General features: G+C 71.4%; 1 protein-coding gene. It reads left to right on the top strand.

Translation table 11 applies throughout. The annotated features are described in order from the left end of the window. Positions 1-18: 18 nt before the first annotated feature. Positions 19-2,549: condensation domain-containing protein (locus ABZ449_RS41945; RefSeq protein ID WP_360357389.1), on the top strand; the 2,531-nt coding region annotated here is incomplete at its 3' end.

Raw genomic sequence — 2,549 nt, 5'->3', positions numbered from 1 at the left:
GGCCGTGCGGACGAGCAGGTGAAGGTCCGTGGTTTCCGGATCGAGCCGGGTGAGGTCCAGGCCGTCATCGCCGGGCATGCGCGGGTCGCGCAGGCGGCGGTGATCGCCCGTGAGGACAGTCCCGGTGATGTCCGCCTGGTGGCGTACGTGGTGCCGGCCGACGGCGATGGCGGAGAACTTCCGCGGGAAGTACGGGAGTTCGCAGCGAAGCGGTTGCCGGAGTACATGGTTCCGTCGGCGGTGGTGGTGCTGGACGCGCTGCCGCTGACGGTCAACGGCAAGATCGACCGCCGCGCGCTGCCCGCCCCGGAGTACACGGCGGGTGCGGGCCGGGCACCGGCCACCCCCGAGGAAGAGCTCCTCTGCGAGGCGTTCGCGCACGTGCTGGGCCTGGAGAAGGTGAGCGTCGAGGACGACTTCTTCCGACTCGGCGGGCACTCGCTGCTGGCCACCAGGCTGGTGAGCCGGATCCGGACGACCATGGGCGTCGAACTGCCGCTGCGGACGCTGTTCGAGGCGCCGACGGTGGCCGGGCTCGCGGCCCGACTGTCCGGAGCCGAGCTGGCCCGAGCCGCGCTGGTCGCCGCCGAGCCGGAGCGGCTGCCACTGTCGTTCGCGCAGCTCCGGCTCTGGTTCGTCGGCCTGCTCGAAGGCCCGAACACCACCTACAACAGCCCCATCGTGGGGCGGCTGTTCGGCGACGTCGACAAGGCGGCGCTCGATGCGGCGCTGCTTGACGTCATCGAGCGGCACGAGGTGCTGCGCACCGTGTACGCGGTGGCCGACGACGAGCCCTACCAGCGGGTCCTGGAGATGGACGAACTCGACTGGAAGCTGGAGCTGGCCGCCGTCGAGCCCGACGACCTGCAGGACGCGATCGCCGGCTCCGTCAAGCGCGTGTTCGATCTGTCGGTCGACCTCCCGATCCGCGCGTCGCTCTTCACGGTCGCGCCCGATGAGCATGTGCTGGCGCTGGCCGTCCACCACATCGCGAGTGACGGCTGGTCGCGGGCTCCGCTGGGTCGGGACCTGTCCGCCGCCTATGCGGCGCGCCGGGAGGGCCGGGCGCCCGAGTGGGAGCCGCTTCCGGTGCAGTACGCGGACTACGCGCTGTGGCAGCGGGACCTGCTGGGCGACGAGGAGGACCCGGACAGTGTGATGTCCCGCCAGGTCGCCTACTGGCGTGAGGCGTTGGGTGGAGCGCCGGAGGAGCTGGAGCTGCCGTTCGACCGGCCGCGCCCCGCGGTCGCGAGCAACCGGGCGAACGTCACCGGGTTCGACGTCCCCGCCGAACTGCACCAGAAGCTGGTGGAGTTGGCGCAGGGCGAGGGCGTGACGCTGTTCATGCTGCTGCAGTCCGTGTCCGCGATGCTGCTCTCCCGGCTGGGCGCCGGCCTCGACATTCCGTTCGGCACCCCGGTGGCCGGTCGCACCGACGAGGCGCTGGACGATCTGATCGGGTGTTTCGTCAACACCCTGGTCATGCGGACCGACCTGTCCGGTGACCCTTCGTTCCGCCAACTGCTGGGACGGGTGCGCAAGAGCGGGCTGGCAGCGTTCGAGCACCAGGACGTGCCGTTCGAGAAGCTGGTGGAGGAGCTGGCGCCCGCTCGCTCCCGCTCGCGCAACCCGCTGTTCCAGGTGACGCTGACCGTGATGAACATCGCGGCGGCGGCGCTCGACCTGCCGGGCGTACGGACCGGCGCCGCGCCGGCCGGCATGGCGGGTTCGGCGACGGCGAAGGTCGACCTGGACGTGACGGCCGGGGAGATGTTCGACGCCGAGGGCCGGCCGGCGGGTCTGCGCTGCTGGGTGACTGCCGCCGCGGACCTGTTCGACCAGTCGTCGGTGGAACGGATCGCCGCGGCCTGGGTGCGGGTGCTGGAGACGGTGCTGCTCGACCCGGAGACCCGCCTGAGCGGGGTCGACGTGCTGGGCGAGACCGAGCGTCGTCGGGTGCTGGTGGAGTGGAACGACACCGCGTTCGAGGTGCCGGTGTCGACGGTTCCGGGGGTGTTCGCCGCACGGGTGGCGGAGGCGCCGGATGCGATTGCCGTGGTGGGTGAGGGTGTCGAGCTGACGTACCGCGAGTTGGACGAGCGGGCGAACCGGTTGGCGCACTACCTGGTGGATCGTGGTGTGGGTCCGGAGTCGGTGGTCGCGGTCTGCATGGAGCGCGGTGCCGAGCTGGTGGTGTCGCTGCTGGCGGTGCTGAAGGCCGGGGCGGCGTATGTGCCGATCGACCCGCAGGCGCCGGCCGAGCGGATCGCGTTCATGCTGGCGGACAGCCGGGCGGTTGCGCTGGTGGGCTCGGAGGAGGTGCTGGAGGAGCTGCCGGTTCGGCGGATGCTGACGGTGACCGTGGATGCGCCGTTGGTGCGGATGGCGTTGGCGGTGGCTCCGGTGTCGGCGCCTGTGGTGTCGGTGGCGCCGGAGGGTCTGGCGTATGTGATCTACACGTCGGGGTCGACGGGTGTGCCGAAGGGTGTGGGTCTGGCGCATGCGGGTGCGGTGAACCTGGCGGTGGCGCAGGTGGAGCTGCTGGGGGT

It is taken from the genome of Kitasatospora sp. NPDC005856, assembly GCF_040629945.1.
Classification (GTDB): domain Bacteria; phylum Actinomycetota; class Actinomycetes; order Streptomycetales; family Streptomycetaceae; genus Kitasatospora.
The sequence above is the reverse complement of the archived record's forward strand: the minus strand, read 5'-3'. Positions and strand labels throughout refer to the sequence as shown.